This is a genomic window from Litchfieldia alkalitelluris (assembly GCF_002153425.1).
In the GTDB taxonomy this organism is placed as follows: domain Bacteria; phylum Bacillota; class Bacilli; order Bacillales; family Salisediminibacteriaceae; genus Evansella; species Evansella alkalicola.
The window spans coordinates 3,972,743-3,996,265 of record NZ_KZ119600.1 but is presented as its reverse complement, the minus strand read 5'-3'; the positions used below and the strand labels follow the sequence as shown (position 1 = coordinate 3,996,265).

Sequence of the window (23,523 nt, the reverse complement as noted above, 5' to 3'; positions counted from 1 at the left end):
CGACTCGAGTTTTCCAAGCACAAAATAATCTAGATGTTTGCAAAAAAGTGAAGATGAAAGCGCTCACATTTAGACGGACATCGTGATAAATTTAGAATGTAAAAAACACTAATAGGTACAAGGGGGATGTTCAATGAAAAAGGTAATTAGTCTACTGTTAATCGGTATGTTAGTACTTGCGGCGTGTGGACAGGACGCAGACACAGGTAGTGGCGGAGATGGGGAAGCATCTATAAAAATCGGTTTGTCAGTTGCAGACTTAACATTGGAGCGTTGGCAGCATGATAGAGATATTTTCATAGAAACAGCTGAGTCATTGGGTGCAGAAGTCGTTGTACAATCTGCTGATGGAGATGAGGCAGTGCAAACAAACCAAGTGGAGAACTTATTGACACAAGGTGTGGATGTACTAGTAATTATTGCACATAACTCTGATAGTATTGGTGCAGCTGCGGCACAAGCACAAGCTGAAGGTGTTCCAGTTATTGCTTATGACAGAATGATTAATAACGCTGAAATTGAAGCATATATTTCTTTTGACAATGTACGAGTTGGGGAAATGCAAGCGGAATATATCACAGAACAAGTTCCTACAGGTAAGTACTTCCTAATGGGTGGTGCTCCAACAGATAATAACGCGCACATGTTCCGAGAAGGTCAAATGAATATCATTCAACCACTAGTAGATAGTGGTGACATTGAAATTGTTGGTGACCAGTGGGCAGATGGTTGGTCTGCAGATGCAGCACTTGAAATTATGGAAAACGCTTTGACTGCAAACAACAACGAAATTGATGCAGTTGTAGCTTCCAATGATAGTACTGCTGGTGGAGCAATTGAAGCTTTAAATGCACAAGGTCTTGCTGGAGAAGTTCAAATTTCTGGTCAAGATGCTGACTTAGCTGCGGTACAACGTATTGTGGAAGGTACGCAGTCCATGACGGTTTACAAGCAAATTCACCTTATTGCCTCTCAAGCTGCTGAACTTGCAGTGAAAATTGCAAATGGTGAAGATGTAGACTTCGACGATAGCATTAATAATGGAACAATTGATGTACCTTCGATTCTACTAGCACCAATCTCAGTGAACGCTGATAACGTTATTGAAACTGTGATTGAAGATGGATTCCATAGTTTTGAAGATGTATATAGAAACGTACCAGAAAGTGACCGTCCAGAGTACGACGGAGAGTAAACTGTAAGAGGCTGGGACAAAAGTGTTCTAACTTATGAGAAACTCGAACATATCGCTTCGGAAATATACTACGCTTTCCGCGGGCGGCTGGTGAGCCTCCTCGTGCTACGCACTGTGGGGTCTCACCCCTGCCTTTAATCCCGCAGGAACGAGCGTTGCATCACGAATATGCCTCGAGTTGCCTCGACGGATATGCTTCGTAGCATATGCTCGTAGAGGAAGAGGCACTTCGTATATTTCCTGCGCTATATTTTGGAAATGTTCATATTTCAAGTTAAACACTCTAGATATGTCCCAACCTCTTTCTAGTAAAGTCCATAGGTGGTGAGGATATGTCGATCTTAGAAATGCGAGGAATCACCAAGGAGTTTCCAGGTGTGAAGGCATTAGATAATGTTAACTTCAAAGTGAGTAAAGGAGAAATCCATGCCCTCTGCGGTGAAAATGGAGCTGGGAAATCTACATTAATGAAAGTTTTAAGTGGTGTGTACCCCCATGGCACTTATGACGGGAAGATACTTATTAATGGGAAAGAACAAAGCTTCCAAACAATCAGAGATTCAGAGAATGCTGGTGTGACGATTATTTATCAAGAATTAGCGCTCGTAAAAGATATGACGATTGCTGAAAATATATTTTTAGGTAATGAGCCGAAATCAAAGGGATTATTAGACTGGGACACGATGTTTAAAGAAGCCAATGTTTGGTTGAAAAAAGTTGGTCTTTCTATTGATTCCAGTGAGAAAGTATCGAATCTAGGTATCGGTCAACAGCAGCTTATTGAAATCGCAAAAGCACTCTCTAAAAAGTGCGACATTATAATCATGGATGAGCCGACAGCAGCATTGGCTGAAGGGGAAGTTGATATATTGATGGGTATTTTAAATCAACTTCGCAGAGAGGGTATCACCGTTATTTACATTTCACACAAGTTAAAGGAAGTTATGAAAATATCAGATCAAGTGACTGTGTTACGAGATGGCCAAACGATTGGGACGCGGCAGACTAAGGAAACTGATGAAAATGGCATCATCTCCATGATGGTTGGTCGAGAATTGAAGGACTTATTCCCTTATCAAGACAATCGAACAAACGATGTCATCTTGGAATTGAGAAACTACTCTTTTTTTAAACAAAAGAGAATCCCTATCACTAAAAATATCTCGCTCAAGCTACATAAAGGGGAAGTGTTAGGTATTGGTGGTTTGATGGGGGCAGGACGAACAGAGCTCGCAACGAGTTTGTTCGGTGGTTATGAAGGAAAGGGAGATGGTTCCGTACTCATAGATGGAAAATCATACGAAGTGAAGGGGCCAAAGGAAGCGATTGATCGTGGACTTGCTTACGTTTCTGAGGACCGAAAGCGTTATGGTCTCGTTCTTGGAATGGACGTCGCCCAGAATACTACTTTAGCTTCTTTGGGGAAAATTTCAAGCTTATCGTTCATTAATCAGGAGCAAGAAACAGTCGAGACGGAAAAGTTCAACGCAAAAATGCGAGTGAAAACACCGTCAATTGAAACGAAGGTCATGACCCTTAGTGGGGGGAACCAGCAAAAGGTTGTCCTTAGTAAATGGCTCATGTCAGGACCTAAAATATTGATTTTAGATGAACCGACACGTGGAATCGATGTTGGTGCAAAACAGGAAATATATAAGTTAATCAATGAGTTAACGGAGCAAGGTGTAGGAATCATCATGATTTCCTCTGAACTTCCAGAATTGTTAGGTATGTCTGACCGAGTATTAGTCATGGCTGACAAAAAAGTAATGGGAGAGTTATCGAAGGAGGAAGCAAATCAAGAGGCAATCTTGAAGCTGGCAACAGGAGGGGAAGAACATGAAAAACCGCATTAGTTTTAAAATGGACGTTCGAGCATATACACTCATCATTGCATTACTTCTGATTTTCGTCGTATTCACAATTTTAACGAATGGAGATTTTATTTCCTCTCGTAACATTGCGAACTTATCGAGACAGATGACTGTAATCGGGATTCTTGCAGTGGGGATGACCTTAATCATCGTTGCAGGGCATATAGACTTATCGGTCGGATCATTACTCGGCTTGACTGGTGGTATCGCAGCGATCTTGCAAGTCTGGTATGGTTGGTCTACTTTGCCTGTTATTATCGTCACAGTCCTAGCGGGGGTTGTATTAGGATTATGGCAAGGGTGGTGGGTCGCCTACAAAGGTGTTCCTGCTTTCATTGTCACATTGGGAGGAATGATGATCTTCAGGGGGATACTCTTGGGGATCAGTGGAGGTCAAACCGTTGCTCCCATGAGTGAAAGCTTCCGAGTAATTGGACAATCATATATTCCATATCTTATTGGTTACATTTTGACAGCCGTCTTTATTGTATTTGCCTTTTTGATGGTTGGGCGAAAAAGAAAGCGACGTCAAAAACTAGATTTAGCGCTGAAGCCTGCGTCCCTTGATTATGGAACGATGGTGGTCGTTGCTGTACTCATTACATTGTTTGTATACATGTTAAATCGTTATCAAGGAATTCCAGTACCACTACTTATTTTATTAGTAATTGCCGGGATCTTTGTATTCATATCTAAAAATACAACGTTCGGTCGCCATATTTATGCGATTGGTGGAAATCAGGAAGCTGCGAAGCTATCTGGGATTAACATAAAGCGCAATGTTTTGTCCGTCTTTGTTATCATGGGTGCTTTGTCAGCAATTGCTGGTATTGTTTTAACTAGTAGATTGAATGCAGGTACTGTTGGTGCGGGGCAAATGTATGAGCTTGATGCAATTGCAGCAGTAGTTATCGGTGGAACAAGTTTAATGGGTGGTGTTGGTACCATCGTTGGTTCCATTTTAGGTGCTCTTATTATGGCGAGTATCGATAATGGAATGAGTATGATGAACGTGGCGCCATTCTGGCAATATATAGTAAAAGGTTTAATTCTAATTCTTGCTGTATGGCTAGATATTTCGTCGAAGAAAAAGAACGCGTTGTAAACAGAGGGGGCTGGTGAACGCGTAGGTGCTGTTGGGTGAACAAAGGGACGGTTCTCCCGTTCACAAAGTTTGGGCTGAATGACATAACAGAGGCATAAAGAGAGGGGCGGTTCCGATGTTTACGGCTAGTGCCGTAAACACCAGAACCGCCCTTTCGTTGAACGCTGCTCGCTTTTACTTTAAAAGTTTTTCAAATTCGTGAACTGGTTTTGGCTTACTGAATAGGTAACCTTGTAGTGCATCGCAGTTAAGAGTTTTAAGTATTTCATGTTGTTCTTCGACTTCGACTCCTTCAGCCACTACTTTCATATTCAACTGATTGGACATCTGGATAATAAATTCAATAATGGCCTGGTTCTCTGGTGAGATATGGATATCGTTGATAAACGACTTGTCCAGTTTAATTGTGTTAAATTTAAATTTCCTAAGATAGCTTAAAGAAGAGTAACCAGTACCGAAATCATCAATAGCAATTTGTAAGCCTAAAGAACTTAACCTATCCAACTTTTTAATCACATCACTGTCATGGTCGAGAATAAGACTTTCAGTAATTTCAATTTCGATCCATTTTCCTTCTACTTGATTTTCTTTCAGGATACGTGAAATAGTACTCACTAACCCTTTCTGCAGCATTTGTAACGCCGAGAAATTAAGTGAAACGATAAAAGGAGTAAAACCTTTGTTTTCCCAAGCCTTAATTTGTTTACAAACGGTTTGGAAAACCCACTTCCCGATAGGCACAATTAAGCCAACATCTTCTGCAAGTGGAATGAACTCCCCAGGAGGTACGATGCCCCGAGTGGGATGATTCCAGCGGATCAATGCTTCAGCTCCAATCACTTCCCCTGATTGTGGAGAAACTTTAGGCTGATAGTATAGTTCGAATTCGTCGTTTTGAATGGCTTTTCTCAAGTCATTTTGTAATGCGAAAAAGTCTGTTGATGTTTTTTCCATTGCTGGGTTAAAAAATTTGTAGCTGTTTTCCTTCTTCTGTTTCGCCGTAGTCATTGCAAGGTCAGAGTTTTTCAACAGAACTGTATGATCTTCTCCCGATCCAGGATAAGTTGTAATGCCAATGCTACCAGTAACATAGAGCTCATAATGGTCCACAATGATCGGTGATTCCAATCTTTGTAGAATATTTGTTGCAAGTCTTTTCGCATGGGTTCTCGATTCTCGGTTGGTGGTCAAGATCATAAATTCATCGCTGCCCATTCTCGCGACGAATTCATCCTTCGTTACGATACTAGCTATGATTTGTGCTAGTTCTACTAAGATTTTATCCCCAACAACATAACCAAGGGTTTCGTTAATAAATTGAAAACGATCAATATCAATAAACAGGATTCCAAAATGATGGTTCAGTGGGACGTCCGTTTGAACTTTGTCTTCAACTTTCGTTTTACCATCTTTTCTAGCTTTTGCTTCTATTAAAACCTTTTCCAATTTTTCTTCAAAAAAGCGGCGGTTTGGTAAGCCAGTTAAATGATCGTGATACGCCATGTGGTGAATTTTTTGCTGTGCTTGTCTCATCTCGGTGACATCATGGTAATTAATGGTTATCCCTTGAATATCAGGGTCATCGAGCAAGTTATTGCAAGTTGCGTGGACAGTTCGCCAACTACCGTTTTTGTGTAGAAGTCTAACGTCAAGTTCTACCCGATCATTCGGGTTTGCTAATAAATGGTTAAAATGATTTTTGATAAAGTCGATTTCATCTGGATGGACTAGCTCAAAGAAAGGGCTAGGAATTTGCTCAGGTTGGTAACCTAGCACCATTTTTATAGACGGACTTCTGTATAGCACTTCGCCCGTTTCAGAAACTATACAGCTCACACTACTGGAGTTTTTCAAAAGCTTCTTGTAGCGGGAGTATTGCTGCTGGATTTCATTATATAGGTCAATCTCTTTAGTAAGATCCTTGGCAATGCCAAGAACACCAATGAGTTCCCCGGATTTGTTGTGGAGAGGGACTTTACTAGTAATGATGGATTTCACTTTGCCGTCATGGGAAAAAATCCGTAAATGCTCTTCATTTAATATTTTTCCTTCCAAGGTCTCGAGAAACCCGCGCTTTGCAATGTCCAAGTCTTCAGGATGAACGATGTTTAAAAAGTCAGTATTTAAGTACTTCTCACGAGGACCGACGAGTGAGGAAAAACCATTATTACAATCTATAAAAAGGCCTTCCAGATTAATAACATAGATGGCTTCGGTAAAATTTTCGAGTAACTCTTTATATGGATATGTGTTAGGATCCAGTTGGGAATTGTTAAAGTAGATATGTTTCATGGTTAATCTCCTGCTTAGTTTGTTAAATGAAAGTAGTACTAGTGTATCATGAGATAGTATAACTTGTCTGTATGCAATATATTTGTGTGTTATTTTTGTGAACATGGGGACGGTTCTTCCGTTCACGTGAACGGAAGAACCGTCCCGGTGTTTTTAGTACCGATGACCAAGGCGCTTTCGCTTTTCTTATTCGTCTTCCTCCAATTCTAGATTATGCTCGTCTAGTAAATCTTCTAAATCGTATTGGAATTGTCTAAATAAAGTCCTTGCTTCATCTAGTTTTTCATTTGCATCAATAATCATTCCTTGATCTTGAAACTCTATTGCCTCAAGGATCATGACCATGGCGTTATATTGCACATTGGAAGCTTGAATATAAGTTTCATGTACTTCGCGAACTTCTGATGTAGCAGGTCGAATAGCCTCAAGATCATTGATGAATGTTTGGTATTTAGGGATAATATCTAGCTCTATGGTATCGTACAAAATAAAGTCGTCTGTATAGTTTACCCCTGTTACACTTTCGTATAGAGCGACAATTTCTTCTTCTTCCTCAGCCAGTGGCATAATTTGATTGTTTACGTAGTCCTCCAAATCATCTTGCACAGGGTCGGAAAAACAGCCAGCCAACAAAAACAAAGCAAGTACAGTTCCTAGCGTAATAATGAAGTTTCTCTTCAACAAAGCCCCCTCCTTCAATTGGGTTCGACAAATTTTAATGAAACATACTTTCTATATATATCCAATAGCAGTTTGTCTATATGACCATTATTTTCCTGTCGGAGGATGTAAACGCAGGGACGGTTCTCCCGTTCACGTAAACGGGAGAACAGCCCCCAGTTTGACTAAGTATTTCCATGCGATTTTGCCGTTGTTTTGCCACGTATTTGGATGTACGTAATTGAAGTAATATGGTATTATGGTGATGGGTAAGATAGACATATATTTCCATACATTAAGTTACTTAAAGTATATTTACTTTACCTTCAGCACACGTTGCAGCCTAAACTCTTATCTCTTCATGATCGATGGTTAAGGTTAAGGGAGGTGTTTTTCTTGGAGCGCCAAAGCTATCATTCCTCATATTTAAATAGTAGCTAATTCTATTTTCATATTCTGCTGTGATGGAAAAAATTTTAATTCACTTTGTGATGAGGTGAGCAATAGAATCATTATATAGCTTTGTAGCCATAATAGCTGTCTTTATATCTTTACTAATCATTTTAAAAATAGTGGTGTTTAGCACCAATTGGGTAAGATAGGGAGAGGGGAAAATGGAAACAGATCAGCATTGTAAAGATAGTGTGTTGGTGTGTGTGAACTACGGTCAAACGGGCAGAAGGCTTATTCGGAGAGCAGGTGAGCTTTCGAAAAAATTAGGAGCAGAGTTAATTATCCTGATTTTCGATACGCTACCAAATGAAGAATATGCTTATCATAAAGAAGCGGATATAGCCGCGTTTAAAGAACTGGCAAAGGTTTATCAAGCGCGGGTTATTATTAAGTGGACAAAAGCAAAAGATATTACGAAAGAAATAGTAAAAACGGCAAAGTCGGAAAATGTATCACTTATTGTAATTGGACAAATGGCTGAAAGTATTTGGACAACTGTTTTCGGGCATTCCATGGTTGATGTATTACTGAAAGAAGTTCCAACTGCAGATCTGCAGGTGATACCAAGTCAACGGTCTTCCGCCAAAGAAGAGTGGGTGTATGACCTTGGGTACAGGGCGCACATCGTGGAAGATAAGGACGATGGCATGTATCACATGTACTATGGTAAAAGTCCAGACTGTAATTGTAAGTACGAAGGAATTTTCTTGAAAAGTCTGTACACAGAATGTGAAAATGGTAAAATCACCTTTCTAGCGGAAGACAAAAGACCAATGGAAGCCAAAGTAGTAGACGGTATCGTCCATTCATTTATAGATATTAAAGAAGAGCAACTGTGAACTAGGGGACGGTTTTGTAGTGCAACCCAAAAGGTAGAGCTTTAAGGGATCACAACATTCTCCCGTTCACAGAATTAGAGAGACCTAACAGGCAATTATTTTCTTTGCCAGTTGGGTCCTTTTTGCTATTGTTCGTGAACGGAAGAACCGTCCCTGCGTTTCATTTCAAAAACTTTTTTCATCAAAGGATAGATGGAATAGCCTAAACACACACCGAGCACATTAAGAATGAGATCATCTATATCAAGGCTTCCTCTCTTTGTTAAAAATTGAGTTATTTCAATTACGCAGACCGACCCAATGGCAATTAGTGCAAGTTTCTTTAGGCGCGGCTTAGTTGCAACATAGCAATAATAAATACCAAATGGAATGAACAGGCCGATATTGGCGCTCAAATTATAAAAGGCAATGAGGAAAGCAGTGTTGCCCTTTAGATAATAAGCGATTGTCTCAAATGGTATGAGACTAACATCACCATAGCTTTGTCCTCCAGGTCGGAAGAAGAGAAGAATGAGTAGAGCAAGAGTGTAAAAAGCCATAAATATATGAAGCAGTTTAATAGGTACTGTGATCTTAGTTTGAAAAAATAAGGCTGATAGAACAAAGGAAGCGAAACTAATACAAATCCAAACTACTGCAATAACAAGGGAGTGCAGATAATTGGCTAACTGAAGCCAGACTGGAAATAGTAGGAAAAAGATAGGTTGTGAGATGAGTAGACATACTAAGATGGTTTTTCTCATGGCTCCTCCAAGTAAAATAGAATTTGTTTATATTTTATCATAAACGCAGGTAAACGCAGGGACTGTTCTCCTGTTTACAGAATTAGAGAGACTCCATTGGTAGTGGTTTAGTATGCTAGTTAGGTCTTCTATGTTAGGGGCGTGAACGGGAGAACCGTCCCTACGTTCAAAGTTTTTTTACTATTTGGTATTGCAAGTTAGTTACCTTTTTGGTAAGCTAAATTTACACTACATGGTATAACATGATAGCATAGGAGTGAGGTTGTTGATGAGGTTGTTCAGACAGAAGACCATTTTTTTTAGCAAGGTATATTGTAATGCAAGGTAGGTGGAGGTATTGACGATTCGAAGTCAGTTATTAAAAGGAATACTTGAGGGGTGCATTCTGGCAGTGATTGAACGGCAACCCGTTTATGGCTATGAGTTATCCATGAAGCTACAGAGCTATGGGTTAGAGGTGAGCGAAGGCTCTATTTATCCCATTTTATTAAGACTGCAAAAAGAGAAATTAATTAATGGGAAGATGGAAAAGTCTCCAAATGGACCAAATCGAAAGTATTATTACTTATCGGAAGAAGGCACAGTTGCACTGAGAGATTTCCAACGACATTGGGAAGAGTTAAAGGTCCCTGTGGATTTGATATTGTTAGGAGGGGTGGAGAATGAATGAGAAAGAACTAGTCCAGTTAAATAATAAAAAGCGGGAACAATTGACAAAAGAGAACCGGAAATATTACGAAGAGATGCTTGTTTACATTAGGTTAACTTATAGTAAAGCTTATCTAGAGACGGAAGAGATCTTGTCGGAGCTTATTGATCATCTTCTTGAAGCGCAACAAGAGGGGAAAACAGCGGAAGACGTTTTCGGAAATAACCCGAAGCAGTATGCCGATGACATTATTGGGGAACTTCCGAATATGGTAACGAAGGAACGCCTAAAAATGTTTTTCATGGCAATTTTTTATTTCTTCGCAGTATCAACAATATTTTCAGGGATAATAGAAATTTTTATGAGTGGCAGTTTAGTTAAGGGGTATTACATCGGCTCAGAAGCCATTCGTACGCTTGTTTCTATTCCAGTTGCATTGTTGATTGTCTACGTTAGTCTTCAGTATTTACGTTGGGCTTGCTTTAAAAACATCAACAAAATTAAAGAGTTTTTTATTTTATGGTTATGGGGCACATTGTCAGTGGGAATATTTGTTGTAATCTTTTTACTCCTTCCTGATGTTGGACCATTTATGGATATTCATATTTTCGTTGTATTTGGTATAGGGATCATACTTTTTCTAGCAGGACATTTTATGAGAAAATCAATGTGAGCGCACAAAGTATTGAACGTAGGGGGGTTCTCCTGTTCACATAAACGGGAGAACCGTCCCTACGTTTACTTCTTTTTTGGTAGTCTTCCAGCTTTTTTGGCTGCATCTCGTAGTAGATATTCGATGTGGCTGTTTACACTTCTGAAGTCATCTGCTGCCCATTTTTGCAATACTTCATATAAGTCTGGGTCTATGCGTAACGGAAAACTCTTTTTCTTTGCCATTAAGATCACACTAATATAATGTTCCAGCGTTGATCACAGGCTGGGTTGCTTTCTCGGAAACAATGGCAACGAGGAGATTGTTGACCATCTGAACTTTGCGTTCTTCATCTAAATCGATAGTTTTATCCTCTTCTAATTGCTGAATTGCCATTTGGGCCATGCCAACAGCACCTTCCACGATTTTTTGTCGGGCAGAGATGATTGCAGAAGCTTGTTGGCGTTGGAGCATTGCTTGGGCGATTTCAGTAGAATAGGCCAGGTGAGTGAGTCTTGCTTCGATGACCTTCACACCAGCTACACTTAGTCGGTCCTGCAGTTCAGTTGCTAATTCACTAGAAACCTCTTCAGCATTACCTCTCAACGTCAATTCCACATTTTCGAACGTGTCATAAGGATATTTCGTTGCAACATGACGGATGGCCGTCTCACTTTGAATTTCTACAAATGTTTCGTAATGGTCAACATCAAACACTGCTTTGGCAGAATCCACTACTTTGAAAACGATCACTGCTGCAATTTCAATTGGATTACCGCTCACATCATTAACCTTCAATCGTTTACTGTTAAAGTTACGTACCCTTAAAGATACACTATTACGGTACGTGAGGGGGACGGTTAAAAATAAACCGCTGTCACGTATCGAGCCTAAATACTTCCCAAAGAAAGTTACGACTATCGCTTGGTTTGGCTGAACAATGGTGATTCCACTTGCCAAAACAATCGCTACTGCAAGAAGTGGTACTGCAATGAGTAGATTGTGGTCCACCAACATCCATACCCCTAAAGCAGCAAAACCGACAATAATCAATATTCCAATAAAACCGTTGATTTGAAAAACCTTTGTTTCTTTCATAAGATCAACCCTCCAATGTTGGATATTAATTTTATATCAATATGATATTACTTTTGGATAAAATTGTATATAATTTTTGTAAACGGAGGGACGGTTCTCCCGTTCACGATGTGCTGCATTTTGTCGAATTCTATTTTATTACGCTTTTTTTGTATCGTTTCACAAACTTTTTGTATAGTTTCCTCCCGTTTTTATATCGTTCACAAACTTTTTCTCCTGTTTCACAAATTCACAAATAAAGGTCGGGATTTGTCCCCATGTTTACTGTTGACAGTGTTAATGTCGTAGTGTACTATTTAGTTAGTACAATAATACAAAGGGCTAATCTTCATCGTGAATAACGGATACATCATGATGGAAGAGAGTGATATGAAACTTAGAAACTGACCACAGACACCACAGAAACTACAGATACTACAGATACTTCAGTAAATGCAGGCTACTACGGAAGGGGGTATTAACTTAGATGGCAATTCAATTTGATCAGAATCGTCCAATTTATATACAGCTCATGGAGTTTTTCTACAGGAAGATATGTCGGTCTGAACTAAAAGTGGGGGAGAAGCTTCCTTCTGTTCGCGAAACTGCCATACAGGTAGAGGTAAATCCTAATACCGTTTCTCGCGCGTATATGGAAATGGAGAGGGAAAAGGTTGTCGTTACGAAACGGGGGCAAGGTACGTTTGTGACAGAGGACAATGAAGTAATTAAGGACCTCAGGGAAAAGATAGCTGAAAATCAAGTGGATGCATTTTTGGTGGGTATGGTGCAGATAGGTTTTACAGAGGAAGACATTATTTCAATCATTCAAAAACGAATGCCTAACATAAAAGGGAGGAATCAAGATGACTGAAGTGAGGATAACACTCCGAGGAATTAGGAAAAAGTATAGTACCCAGCAGGCGCTGACAAATATTGATTTAACTCTGGAACGAAAAGGGATCGTTGGTTTAATTGGTCCAAATGGAAGTGGGAAATCTACCTTTTTAAAGTTAATTGCGGGATTATTGCAGCCATCTTCAGGAGAGATCTTACTTTCTGGAAAAAAAGTGTCTAGGAGGTCGGCAAGTCACATTGCATTTTTAGCAGAAATTGATTCCTTATATGGATTTCAAACAGTAGGAGAAGCAATTCGGTTTTGGAAAGAGACAACACCTGATTTTTCCGAAGAAAAAGCACTTGAAATGGCTTCGGCCCTAGGGGTTGACCTGCAAAAAAAGATTAAGCATTTATCAAAGGGAAATCGGGCACGGGTAAAACTGTTGCTTACCTTGTCACGAGAGGTTCCGATACTGCTGATGGATGAACCGTTGTCGGGATTGGATCCGTTGGTGCGACAGGATATACTGAGAATGATCGTGTCCTATGTGGACGTGGAAAAGCAGATGGTCATCCTCTCCACCCATGAGGTGTCTGAGGTGGAGCCATTCTTGGACTATGTGATTTTCCTCAAGGACGGCGAGATTGTATTAGAGGAAGGCACGGATTCGCTGCGGGAGAAAAATGGGAAGAGTCTTGTAGAAACGATGAAGGAGGTGCTCGTATGAGTTGGCGTGCACTATTAATGAAAGAGTGGAATTCTAGTTCTGTCACATTTTCCATTAGTTTTGTGTGTATGATAGTTTTTTACGTGATACTTTACTATTTAATGGGTAGGTATACACCATTCCTATTCTCACTAGCATTCCTAGTTATTTTGGCGCTTCTCTTGTCACTTGCCTTAGACTGGTTTTCAACGCTCCATAAAGAATGGCGGGAAAATACAGTATATACTTGGTTGAACCTGCCGATCCCAGGGTGGAAGCTACTGTTGTCAAAACTAATCGTGTCATTTGTCCAATTTATAATCCATCTTTCCACGGCTTTGATCGGTTTTTACATTTTAATTCATCGAGGGAGAGCACTTTTCGAGCAAAGCGGTGCTGGGGGACTTCAGCAAGTTCAGGCTATGGATCTGTTGACGGATACTTTTGCGGAACATTCCGCCATGTTTTTTATAGCAATTCCATATGTTGCTCTACTTTTGGCATTCGGTGTAGCGTTTATCTTTTTCATGTCTAAATCGGTGCGACGCCTGGGCTGGCTCATTGGAATTGGGATCGTAGCAGTGTTTTATTATGTTCGACTAAAAATAATAGATACTGAGTTTTTCGGGGTATTCACGGAATGGGGGCTAATTCGAAAATTAGAGGTGCCGGAACAGGTCATGTTTGCAGTTGGTCCGGAACAAGGTATACATGTAGGGGAAGTATTCCAATATCCTCTCTACTTAGGGAATATCGTAGTTGGTGTAGGATTACTAGTTGGAATATTTCTAGTCCTATCGTGGCTCTTAGATAATAAAGTGCAGACAGGGTGAGCAGTGGGGTGGTTGGGTGTGAACGCAGGTGTGAACGCAGGGGGTGAACGGAGGGACGATTCTTGCGTTTACAAAGCGACTGTAAGCGTTGCGCGTGGCGGTTCTACCTTTCACAAAATCGGAATGAGAGCACGGTTTTATAAGTGGTAGCCGATCCTCGTGTTCACAGTATGTCTAAACTAGGAAAAAAATCACCTAACGTGAACGCAGGGACGGTTCTTGCGTTTACAAAGCGGTAAAAACGTGGGGGCCGTTCCTTCCGTTCAAACTATGTGCTAAAGCTAAGAAAAGAGTCACCTTAGTTGAAAATGATAGGCAACATAGGGCTCAACCCCTTAAAACTTGCAAAATGGAGCAGGAAGAAACAAATAGGCTATATGAAGGTGAAGTGTGTGTTTTAGTAAGACATGCGCTTTACTTTTTTCTTATGCAATCTCAATCTATTAATTGTTCGTATTAGTTAGGGGACACACAGCATGCTTTGGTAGGACAAGGTGTGTTAGCAATAACGAACGCCTCCGCCACCAAAACTCTACAAAAAAGTTTGCTAGTTTAAGTGTTTTTTAGTGCTTTATTTAAAAGGATAGTATAAAATAGATTTAATAAATTACTATTGGTATTGATACCCCTTTATGACCTCAACATACTTCATAGCTTTCTACTTCAAGCATACTTATATATTCATTTCCTTACTTTAAATGTAATATCTTCTTTTTAACAACTTATTTTTCTACATATTACTTCAGGGTTTCCCAAAAACTTTCGTGGCTCAATTCAATTTGTTATTTCTATTTTTAATCATCGGATTCCCTCCCGATCTTACCTTGCCGAATAGCTGTATGGTCGTTCTAGCGGCCACCTCATTTCAGCAGATTTTGGCAACTAAAATGCGTATCATTCATCTCATATCTGCCTACCAGCTTACTTTTCCCTTACTTTACTTCTAGAAAAAAGGATTCAACGTTAGTTGAACCAAACTCAATCAGGCGCTCCACACATATGCTCCACATACCAGTTATTTGATAATTCATTTATTTTATTTTGTTTTGTTTGGCTTTGAGCCGCTAATGAGCTGCAATCCACTACAAATTGTTGGTAATTTTCATTCGTGAACAGCAGAACCGTCCCTACGTTTACAAAAAAAATGAAGGTTGGTGATAATATGCCGCGTCAAGCACGTAAGAAAAGTAAAAGTGGAATTTATCATATTATTATGAGGGGAGCGAACCGTCAGGAAATTTTTCATGAGAATACTGACTTTTTACAGTTTCTCAACACATTAATGAAATATAAAGAGAAGTACCGTATGCCAGTTTATGGTTGGTGTTTGATGAACAACCACGTCCATCTTCTTTTAAAAGAGGGGGAGGAGGATATTTCGATGACGTTGAGGAGAATTGGCGTGAGTTTTGTCTGGTACTATAACTGGAAATATGCCACAACTGGACACTTGTTTCAAGATCGCTTTAAGAGTGAGTGTGTGGAAAGTGGTAGATATCTTTTAACTGTCGTTCGGTATATACATCAGAATCCAGTTAAAGCGGGAATGGTAGTAAACATAGATGACTGGAAATGGAGTAGCGCGAGGGGGTACTACGGTGAACTCGTTTATCCAGGGACCCTCCTAGATAGTCAGTACGTTTTAGGGCAATTTTCAGACGACCCTTTTGTGGCAAAAAATAGGTTTAAGGAATTTAATGAAAGAAACAACGAAGATGAGTGCCTAGAGGACTTCACATATAAGAGAAGGTTACTGGACGATGAAGCCCGTATACAAATAAGTGAAATGTTAATTGTATACGGCATCGACATCACAAAAGTAAAAACCTTAACACAACAAGAACGGAATGAAGTCTTTAGAAAAGTAAAGGGAATCGAAGGTGTATCACAGCGACAAGCTGCAAGAATCTTTGGCGTATCTGCAGCACTAATTAACAAAGCGTGAACATGCGTGAACATGGGGACGGTTCTCCCGTTTACACCGTGTGATGATCAATGAACATGTTCAATCAACCAACGCTGAACACTACATAAACCTGACCGTCCATTTCAGTGTTTGTAAACGGGAGAACCGTCCCTCCGTTTAGACCTAGAACGAGATTTTTTCTAAATATAAGCCAGAAGGAGCGGCAAGAAGGTTAGTCTGATTTCTTTCCTTTGAAGCTAAAATACCAGGAATACTGTCAGCTTCAATATGCCCTAGTCCCACTTCAATCAAAGTTCCTACCATTTTCCTGACCATATTATATAGAAAGCCATTGCCACGTATTCTGATCTCAATAAACCCATCACTTTCTACCAACTCGATTGCATATATAGTCCGCACCATTGTTTTTTTCTTTGACTTAGCGTTCGAGAAAGCTGTGAAATCATGCTCCCCAAGAAAGTGCTGACATGCCTTTTTCATTTGTGTCACATCTAGTTTTTTTTCCACCTGCATGCTATATTTTCGCATGAATGGATTGTTGTAGTCCCTGTTCCAAATCTTGTACAAGTAGGTTTTATCCTTCGTATTATACCTGGCATGGAATCGTTCAGCGGCAATGGAGACAGAGGTGATGCTAATATCCTGTGGTAAATATTTATTGAGGTATTTCTTCACTTGTTCCTCAGAATAGTTACCTTTTAGCTTCACATTGGCAACTTGCTCCAGGGCATGTACACCAGCGTCGGTTCTACTGCTACCGATGATCTCAACCTTTTCTCCAACCATTTCTGTTAAAACTTTTTCTATTTTTCCTTGAATCGTGTTTTCATCATTACCTAGTCGCTGCCAACCTTTATAGCGTGTACCATCATACTGAATAGTCATTTTATAATTTGTCATTGTTGCGATGCTCCTTAAGACGGGTGTCTGTTTTTTCAAGTTTTGTACTATTATTGTATGCATTAGATGGGGGAAAAGTAAAGGTGGCCAACAAACTGATTAAAATGCATTAATGGTATTAGTTATAATTGGACCCTAGGATAGAGGGTTTATAGTTGTAAACGGGAGAACCGTCCCTGCGTTTAGTGTTATAATGTTGCGTAGGAATTGTTGTGGGGGTATTAACTTGAGGATAAATAAATATATAGCATGGGGTGCAGTTGTTATTTGGATGGGACTCATTTTTGCATTTTCGCATCAACCAGGTGGACAATCTGCGGAACTTAGCTCTGGTGTAACGGAATTGGTTTTAAGTACAGTTGAATCGATTTTACCAATAGAATTTGACCGCGATAGCGTTCATTATGTTATTAGAAAAGGAGCCCATTTCTCCGTTTATTTCGTTTTAGGAATTTTAGTGTTACATGCGTTACGAAGAAGTGGTTTTTCTGGATTACGGAGCGTATTGTTCTCCCTTGGGATCTGTGTCATTTACGCAATAACAGATGAAGTTCATCAGTTGTTTATTCCGGGGCGGAGTGGCGAGGTAACTGACGTGCTCATTGATAGTGCAGGTGCTGGAGTGGGGATATGCTTGTATGTGATAGGGAGTAGTGCTAGGCACCGTTGGAAAAAAAGGAAACGGGAAAAATCAAAAAGCTTAGTTGCTTGAACATGGGGACGGTTCTTGCGTTTACAATTGACTGACAATTGTAAACGCAAGAACCGTCCCTTTGTTTTTGAAGGAATTACCCGTTTGCATATCGAAGTTCGTTATAAAGATTTTCAACAGGAGCTAACGCCATCCAAATGGAAGGGGCAATGAGAGCATGGTTGTATTGGATTTGAACGGGAAGTGGAGAATGCGCCGATTAGGAAAAATGGGGAGTCCCCTGGAGGGAAATGGGGAGTGGTTAGGGGCTACAGTTCCAGGCACGGTCCTCTCTAACCTTCTGCAGGAGGAGGAAATAGAAGATCCATTTTACAGAGACGAGGAAATAGAAGTAAAAAAATGGACGGAGTACGATTATCAATTTGAAAGGGAATTTCATGTGTCACAAAACTTATTTGCCTGCGAACGCATTTTTTTATCAGCTAAAGGTCTAGATACATTGGCGGAAATTCGCCTGAATGATGTCCTCATGACATTGACGGACAATATGCATAGGAGCTATGAATTAGATTGCAGCGACTTGCGTGAGGGACGGAATAAAATAACGATCACATTTTTTTCCCCAACGGAGCATGTAAAAAAGCTAGAAAGAAAGTTCCCTGATGTTTGGAATACAACCAATGGTGTCATGCCCGGAATCTCTCAAATTCGAAAAGCTCACTTTATGTTTGGATGGGATTGGGGTCCACAGTTGCCAGATATGGGAGTATGGCGTGATATATCCATCGTTGGCTACGAGTGTGGGCGAGTTCAAGATGTGAAGTTTTCACAGGAACACACAGATAGAGGGGTTAATCTATCTGTTAAATCAGAGATTGCTAGTTTCCCTAAAACATCTGGGGGCGTTGGAGAATATAAAGGTGAAAACAGTAGAGTTGAGAGCGGAGAATTCAGGGGAGAAACAGACGGAGATGACAGTAGAGCGGGGAGTGGGGGAGTCAACGGAGTTATAGGAGGGGAGGAAAGGGGAGAGACAGCTAGAGAAACTCCAGAAGTGCGGAGCGGAGAAAACACCATTAATTCTGTGTCATATCACGACACTCTTTTTGCGGAGGTAATTATTGAGGGTCCAATAAACACAACCATGAGTGACCTGGGGATAAAAACTGTGCTCAATAAGGAAATAGAGATAACACAGACTGAGTCAGAATACGAGACTACGTTTTTCATAAAAAATCCTCAGCTCTGGTGGCCGAATGGATATGGTAAGCAGCCCCTTTATCAAGTTCGGGTGGTGTTGAAGAGGAAGCGTGGGAATGGCGTTGAGTCGGTGGACGAGAAAAGGTTCCAAATTGGGCTTCGCACGATTGAGGTGAAACGGGAAAAGGATAAGTGGGGGGAGTCCTTCGCTTTTGTTGTAAATGGGGTGGATTTGTTTGCGAAGGGTGCCAATTATATCCCTGAGGATAGTTTGTTGACTCGAGTGGACGAGGAAAAAACAGAGCGGCTCATTCAAGATTGTGTTGAGGCTAATTTCAATTGTTTTCGTGTTTGGGGCGGTGGTGTGTATCCAAGGGATCATTTTTATGACCTATGTGATCGGTACGGGCTCATTGTCTGGCAGGATTTTATGTTCGCATGTGCCACGTATCAGCTCACCGAGGATTTTGCTTCCTCTGTAAAACAAGAAGCAATTGATAATGTGAAAAGGTTGCGGCATCACGCCTCGTTAGGGTTATGGTGTGGAAACAATGAGATGGAGTTGGCGTGGGAGGACTGGGATTTCCCGAAGCCTGACCACTTGAGGCGGGATTATTTGAAGCTGTTTCAAGAGCTGCTCCCAAGTGTATTGGACGAACATGATCCAGATACCTTTTATTGGCCTGCTTCACCATCTTCTGGCGGCAGTTTTAACAACCCGAATGATTCCAACAGCGGAAATGTCCATTATTGGGACGTCTGGCATGGGAAAAAGCCTTTTACTGATTATCGAAAATTTTACTTTCGTTTTTGCTCGGAGTTTGGATTTCAATCGTTTCCAGCTTTGAAAACAATTCAGGAGTTCGCTGAACCGGAGGACCACAATATTTTTTCCCACGTCATGGAAAGTCATCAGAAAAATGATGCTGGGAATGGCTTAATCTTGCACTATTTAAGTCAGTATTTAAAGTATCCCCATGGGTTTGAGGAGTTATTGTATGCATCGCAGGTCCTGCAGGCTGAAGCCATCAAGTACGGTGTGGAGCATTGGCGTCGACAACGTGGTCGCTGCATGGGATCTATTTATTGGCAGTTGAACGACTGTTGGCCTGTTGCCTCGTGGTCTAGCATTGACTATTATGGGCGCTGGAAGGCATTGCATCATGCGGCTAAGAAATTTTATTCCCCTATTCTTCTGTCATGTGAGGAAGATGTCGTTGCACGTGAAATGAGTTTGACTGTGACGAATGATACGAGAGAGGTTGTGACAGGAAAGGTCCTGTGGAAGCTTTGCGAGAGTGATGGGAAATTGTTGGCGTCCGGGGAAGTGGTTGCGGAAGTTCCTGCTTTACAGGCGAAAAAAATAGTGGAGTTGGATTTCTCTAGGGAATTGACGGACATGAAGCAGGTGAGGAAAACTTATTTTCAATATTGTCTCGTGAGTGAAGGTGAGAAAGATGTAGGGAAGCGTAATTTTAGGGGGCGGCAAGATGGGAGGCAACAACAAGGACAACATGAGGAGCGACTAGGGAAACGCCAACAGGTATTTCAACAACAGGAGGCGCGGCGAGTTGCGCAATTTCAACAGGAGGCGCGGCGAGTTGCGCAATTTGGAGGCAATGTCATCAGTGAAGGGACGACATTATTTGTTCCACCGAAGCACTTTGAATGGGTGGGACCTTCCATTAAGACTAGATTAGAAGAGACGGAAGAGGGTTTCGTTGTGAGTTTGGTTAGTTCGACTCTAGCTAAGTTTGTCATGCTTGACCTAAGTGATTATGATTGTAAATTTGATAATAACTATTTTGATTTGCTACCTGGTGTGCCACGAAGGGTGGGAATTCAAAAGGGTGCAATTATGGGCAGTGCTGGTAGCGGTAGGCTAAGCTTAAGCAAGGAGCAACTTAGGGAGCAACTGAAAATTTATGTAAACGGGGAGAAGATTATTAATTTGCGTGGTTAGGTGTGTGGAGAGATGATCTTTGCTGAGTTACAGTGGCCTAGGGGTAGGTTTTCTGGGCTGTCGGAATTTCTCATATTTCTTCTTCTGGTATTGGGAGGTGCAGTGGAGCAGTCTATGTGTGCCTGGAGAATTTTGTAGGAAGGAAGGCTCATTTTGTGTTAATTTGTAAATATTTAATAGATTCGATAAAAATTAGTAGAAAGAAATGATAGAATAGTTTGCGGACAACCATAGTGGGAGATTGGGAATTTCCCCTAAAAATGGAGGTAAGCAAACGATGAATAAGAATTATATTTTAGCATTCGTAGCATTAATTATACTAGTTTTCCAAGCCGCTTGTGGTAGTGAGGGAATTGCTACTGCAGAGGACATGAAGCTAGCATCAGACCACGGGCAGCGTCTTGATCATAATGTGAATCTAAAAATAGATGTAGAGTTAGGTGACTTTCTTTTTGCAAAAATGGAGAGGGAAGCTAAAGAAGATGAGGTTGAAAATGTAGAAGAAGAGGACGATGCAGGTCAAGGCACGGGCTCAGATGATGGAGATGGAGACGGCGAGGGTGATGGTGGAAACGCTGGGAATGCTGGAAACGGAGATAACTCTGGTGCTGGCAAAAACGATGAATCAACCAAGAAAGAAGAGGGTAAATCTGGTTCTGGAGGCGACGGATCTAAATCTGATAAGGATTCTGATTCTGGAGCAAAGTCCGGGTCTGGTTCAGGGTCAGGTGGTTCTGATGGTAATTCCGGTTCTGGATCTGGATCTGGTTCAGATTCTGGTTCAGGCTCAAATGATGGCTCTAAATCCGGCGGGGATAAAGGAAATAAAGATGCTAGCAAATCCGATTCAAACTCGGAATCAAAGGAAGAAGCCAAACCGAAAGAAGAAACGAAGCCGAAATCGAGTGGAACTTCACCAAATGCTAGTCAATTTGAGCAAGAGGTTCTGTCTTTAGTGAATGATATTCGAAAAGCAGATGGCCTAGCAGCTTTCAAAACAGACGGTACATTGAGCGCTGTGGCTAGAACAAAGTCCGAGGATATGAGGGACAACAAGTATTTTTCACATACATCACCAACTTACGGCAGCCCCTTCGACATGATGGCTCATTACGGCCTGTCCTACAGTAGGGCTGGGGAGAATATTGCAGGTGGACAAGCTTCTGCAGCGGCAGTAGTTGATAGCTGGATGAACAGCGACGGCCACCGTGCCAATATTCTCAACGGGGACTTTACCCACATGGGTGTTGGGTACGCGAGCGGTGGTGACTATAGGCACTATTGGACGCAGTTGTTTATGACGAGATGAGTGGTGACTTGAGGGTGTAGGTATTTGTGTTGGGCACATGTGAACTGTTTTTTCACTGAAATCGAAAACTAAAATAGACTTTAATCAATTTTGAACAATCGGACCTCCTTTTTTAGGGAACGATTGTTCTTTTTTTGTTGAAAAATTCTATGGGTAGGGTTAAAATGAAAGTGAAATGTTTCACAATTAAATAGAGAAGAAGGGAAGTGGTTTTTCAGATGGTCACTCTATTAAAACCCCGTGAGTTTCCACTAAAACTTAAGCTTCAGAAAATCCTCCAATGCCGATCCAAACTTCCAGAGGATATCCAACTTTATTTTTCCAATCAAGTCAAAGGTTTTCAAGGAGAGGAGCAGTTTGATGAGCTCCTCAAAGGTCTTAATGGTCATGGTCTCGTTCTAAATGATCTATTGTTTGAGCTAAATAATTCAGAGTTTCAAATCGATTCAGCCATCATTAGCCACTCGTCCATTTACATCTTTGAAATTAAAACCTCTGAAGGGGACTATTACATTCAAGATAGGAAGTGGTATTTCTGTAATTCGAATAAAGAAGCAAAAAATTTTATGATTCAACTTGAACGTACGGAAGCCTCGCTTCGTCAACTACTTCATAGTCTCGGCATTCACCTAACTATTAAGCCCTTCCTTGTTTTTGTAAATCAGAAATTCACCTTGAAACAAGCTCCCAAAGACCTCCCAATCATTTATCCAACTCAACTTCACAACTTCATCAACCATTTGCAAGGCCAGTTGTCTGTAAAACTTAATCAGCGCCACATGAAATATGCGGAGGCCATTTTGTCCCAGCGGAAAGAGGAGGATCAGTATCGTAATCTTCCTAAGTATGCATTGGAGGAACTGGATTCGGGGGTGTTTTGTGAAAACTGTGGTACTTCTTATATTCATATATCTAATAAAATGATTATAAAGTGTCCTAACTGTTTGTGCTCCGAGAAAATGGATGAAGCAATTCTTCGCACTATTAAAGAGCTAATATGGCTTTTTCCTGATATGAAAATAACTACTGAATTAATTTATAACTGGTGTGGTGGTGCTGTGTCAGTCCGATCAATTAGAAGGGTTCTAGTAAAAAATTTTTCTAGAATGGGGTATGGGAAAAACTCATACTATGTTGAGAAAAGGGATCGTGATTCAAACGAGGATTTATATTAAGATGTGGGGGAGAACAGGTAGGGTGTTATAGGACGCAGTGAAATGCGGCCAAGAAATGGGATAGAGGTAGAATCTAGTCCGCATTTTAAGAGAATGCGGCCAAGAAATGCGTGAGAGGAGGAATCTAGTCCGCATTTTGAGAGAATGCGGCCAAGAAATGCGTGAGAGGAGGAATCTAGTCCGCATTTTAAGAGAATGCGGCCAAGAAATGGGATAGAGGTAGAATCTAGTCCGCATTTTGGAATAATGCGGCCAAGAAATGGTGTAGAGGTAGAATCTAGTCCGCATTTTAAGAGAATGCGGCCAAGAAATGGGATAGAGGTAGAATCTAGTCCGCATTTTGAGAGAATGCGGCCAAGAAATGCGTGAGAGGAGGAATCTAGTCCGCATTTTAAGAGAATGCGGCCAAGAAATGCGTGAGAGGAGGAATCTAGTCCGCATTTTAAGAGAATGTGGGTCTAGACTATAAAGTGGACAC

The 23,523-nt window shown here is 40.8% G+C and carries 21 protein-coding genes; 15 read left to right on the top strand and 6 right to left on the bottom strand.

Annotation, left to right across the window (positions count from 1 at the left end):
* Positions 1–133: 133 nt before the first annotated feature.
* The 3 genes from xylF (at position 134) to BW724_RS18955 (ending at position 4,174) form a co-directional block, all read left to right on the top strand.
* Entirely contained in the window at positions 134–1,195 is a 1,062-nt protein-coding gene (gene xylF, locus BW724_RS18965; protein ID WP_088076699.1) for a D-xylose ABC transporter substrate-binding protein, read from the top strand.
* 332 nt (positions 1,196–1,527) lie between these two features.
* Positions 1,528–3,051 (top strand): xylose ABC transporter ATP-binding protein, encoded by a 1,524-nt coding sequence (locus BW724_RS18960; protein ID WP_088076698.1) that lies wholly within the window; start codon positions 1,528–1,530, stop codon positions 3,049–3,051.
* The gene (locus BW724_RS18955; RefSeq protein ID WP_088076697.1) at positions 3,035–4,174 is read left to right on the top strand and encodes a sugar ABC transporter permease; all 1,140 of its coding nucleotides are present in this window, start codon (positions 3,035–3,037) and stop codon (positions 4,172–4,174) included. Before BW724_RS18960 ends, BW724_RS18955 begins: the two co-directional genes overlap by 17 nt.
* Positions 4,175–4,348: 174 nt before the next feature.
* On the opposite strand, the gene BW724_RS18950 is transcribed toward BW724_RS18955, so the two are convergent.
* Positions 4,349–6,466: a sensor domain-containing protein gene (locus tag BW724_RS18950; protein WP_176371473.1), complete on the bottom strand. Its 2,118-nt coding sequence runs from the start codon at positions 6,464–6,466 to the stop codon at positions 4,349–4,351.
* A 186-nt stretch (positions 6,467–6,652) separates the two neighbouring features.
* On the bottom strand, positions 6,653–7,147 hold the full coding sequence (locus BW724_RS18945; protein ID WP_235849019.1) for a hypothetical protein: 495 nt from the start codon (positions 7,145–7,147) through the stop codon (positions 6,653–6,655).
* Positions 7,148–7,740: 593 nt separating this feature from the next.
* Here BW724_RS18945 and BW724_RS18940 point away from each other — a divergent pair.
* The gene (locus BW724_RS18940; protein WP_088076694.1) at positions 7,741–8,418 is read left to right on the top strand and encodes an adenine nucleotide alpha hydrolase family protein; all 678 of its coding nucleotides are present in this window, start codon (positions 7,741–7,743) and stop codon (positions 8,416–8,418) included.
* A 125-nt stretch (positions 8,419–8,543) separates the two neighbouring features.
* Here BW724_RS18940 and BW724_RS18935 read toward each other — a convergent pair whose 3' ends face one another.
* Positions 8,544–9,161, bottom strand: a complete 618-nt coding sequence (locus BW724_RS18935; RefSeq protein WP_088076693.1) for a VanZ family protein — start codon at positions 9,159–9,161, stop codon at positions 8,544–8,546.
* A gap of 337 nt (positions 9,162–9,498) precedes the next feature.
* Here BW724_RS18935 and BW724_RS18930 point away from each other — a divergent pair, with 337 nt between their 5' ends.
* Both BW724_RS18930 and BW724_RS18925 read left to right on the top strand, forming a co-directional pair.
* Positions 9,499–9,831: a PadR family transcriptional regulator gene (locus BW724_RS18930; protein ID WP_088076692.1), complete on the top strand. Its 333-nt coding sequence runs from the start codon at positions 9,499–9,501 to the stop codon at positions 9,829–9,831.
* A complete protein-coding gene (locus BW724_RS18925; protein ID WP_088076691.1) occupies positions 9,824–10,483 on the top strand; it encodes a DUF1129 family protein in 660 nt (219 codons plus the stop codon). The genes BW724_RS18930 and BW724_RS18925 overlap by 8 nt, the downstream gene beginning before the upstream one ends.
* A gap of 65 nt (positions 10,484–10,548) precedes the next feature.
* Here BW724_RS18925 and BW724_RS18920 read toward each other — a convergent pair whose 3' ends face one another.
* Both BW724_RS18920 and BW724_RS18915 read right to left on the bottom strand, forming a co-directional pair.
* Positions 10,549–10,707: a type II toxin-antitoxin system antitoxin gene (locus BW724_RS18920; protein ID WP_088076690.1), complete on the bottom strand. Its 159-nt coding sequence runs from the start codon at positions 10,705–10,707 to the stop codon at positions 10,549–10,551.
* A 10-nt stretch (positions 10,708–10,717) separates the two neighbouring features.
* A complete protein-coding gene (locus tag BW724_RS18915; RefSeq protein ID WP_088076689.1) occupies positions 10,718–11,560 on the bottom strand; it encodes an SPFH domain-containing protein in 843 nt (280 codons plus the stop codon).
* Between the two features lie 466 nt (positions 11,561–12,026).
* Between BW724_RS18915 and BW724_RS18910 the strand changes: the two genes are divergently transcribed.
* The 4 genes from BW724_RS18910 (at position 12,027) to BW724_RS18895 (ending at position 15,864) form a co-directional block, all read left to right on the top strand.
* The gene (locus BW724_RS18910; protein ID WP_176371472.1) at positions 12,027–12,413 is read left to right on the top strand and encodes a GntR family transcriptional regulator; all 387 of its coding nucleotides are present in this window, start codon (positions 12,027–12,029) and stop codon (positions 12,411–12,413) included.
* Entirely contained in the window at positions 12,406–13,107 is a 702-nt protein-coding gene (locus BW724_RS18905) for an ABC transporter ATP-binding protein (protein ID WP_088076688.1), read from the top strand. The genes BW724_RS18910 and BW724_RS18905 overlap by 8 nt, the downstream gene beginning before the upstream one ends.
* Positions 13,104–13,919: a hypothetical protein gene (locus BW724_RS18900; RefSeq protein WP_088076687.1), complete on the top strand. Its 816-nt coding sequence runs from the start codon at positions 13,104–13,106 to the stop codon at positions 13,917–13,919. The genes BW724_RS18905 and BW724_RS18900 overlap by 4 nt, the downstream gene beginning before the upstream one ends.
* Positions 13,920–15,081: 1,162 nt before the next feature.
* On the top strand, positions 15,082–15,864 hold the full coding sequence (locus BW724_RS18895; RefSeq protein ID WP_088076686.1) for a transposase: 783 nt from the start codon (positions 15,082–15,084) through the stop codon (positions 15,862–15,864).
* Between the two features lie 144 nt (positions 15,865–16,008).
* On the opposite strand, the gene truA is transcribed toward BW724_RS18895, so the two are convergent.
* Positions 16,009–16,746 (bottom strand): tRNA pseudouridine(38-40) synthase TruA, encoded by a 738-nt coding sequence (gene truA / locus BW724_RS18890; protein ID WP_088076685.1) that lies wholly within the window; start codon positions 16,744–16,746, stop codon positions 16,009–16,011.
* A gap of 226 nt (positions 16,747–16,972) precedes the next feature.
* Here truA and BW724_RS18885 point away from each other — a divergent pair, with 226 nt between their 5' ends.
* The 5 genes from BW724_RS18885 (at position 16,973) to BW724_RS23750 (ending at position 23,414) form a co-directional block, all read left to right on the top strand.
* Positions 16,973–17,458 carry a VanZ family protein gene (locus BW724_RS18885; protein WP_246596302.1) on the top strand — a complete coding sequence of 162 codons (486 nt, stop codon included), beginning with the start codon at positions 16,973–16,975 and terminating at the stop codon, positions 17,456–17,458.
* A 157-nt stretch (positions 17,459–17,615) separates the two neighbouring features.
* Positions 17,616–20,561 (top strand): beta-mannosidase, encoded by a 2,946-nt coding sequence (locus BW724_RS18880; RefSeq protein WP_176371470.1) that lies wholly within the window; start codon positions 17,616–17,618, stop codon positions 20,559–20,561.
* Between the two features lie 277 nt (positions 20,562–20,838).
* Complete coding sequence (locus BW724_RS18875; protein WP_235849018.1) at positions 20,839–21,870, top strand: CAP domain-containing protein; 1,032 nt, start codon at positions 20,839–20,841, stop codon at positions 21,868–21,870.
* Positions 21,871–22,088: 218 nt separating this feature from the next.
* On the top strand, positions 22,089–23,045 hold the full coding sequence (locus BW724_RS18870) for a nuclease-related domain-containing protein (protein WP_088076684.1): 957 nt from the start codon (positions 22,089–22,091) through the stop codon (positions 23,043–23,045).
* Positions 23,046–23,240: 195 nt separating this feature from the next.
* Positions 23,241–23,414: a hypothetical protein gene (locus BW724_RS23750; RefSeq protein ID WP_176371469.1), complete on the top strand. Its 174-nt coding sequence runs from the start codon at positions 23,241–23,243 to the stop codon at positions 23,412–23,414.
* Positions 23,415–23,523: the final 109 nt, after the last annotated feature.